Source organism: Rhodococcus sp. IEGM 1354, assembly GCF_030056855.1.
In the GTDB taxonomy this organism is placed as follows: Bacteria; Actinomycetota; Actinomycetes; order Mycobacteriales; family Mycobacteriaceae; genus Rhodococcoides.
Genome location: NZ_JASHKT010000111.1, coordinates 1 through 206, shown reverse-complemented (window position 1 = coordinate 206; position 206 = coordinate 1). Strand labels below are relative to the sequence as shown.

Sequence of the window (206 nt, the reverse complement as noted above, 5' to 3'; positions counted from 1 at the left end):
GCGGTAGATGCCGGTTCCAGTGCCACCCGGCCCGGCGCTGACGTGGGCGTACGGGAACTGCTCGGAGAGCCTGGATCGAAGGCTCGCGTCGGCCTCGGGCGTCACCTCGACGAGAGTGAGCACGTCCGGTCGGTGGTGTTCGACGTGCGCGATCAACGCATCCGGATCAGCCTGGCCGAGCCAGATCTTGGCGTGCAGCACCGTCA

General features: G+C 68.0%; 1 protein-coding gene. It reads right to left on the bottom strand.

Features of this window, described 5'->3' with window-relative positions:
- Nucleotides 1-206: endonuclease/exonuclease/phosphatase family protein (locus QM588_RS25715; RefSeq protein WP_336620095.1), on the bottom strand; the 206-nt coding region annotated here is incomplete at both ends.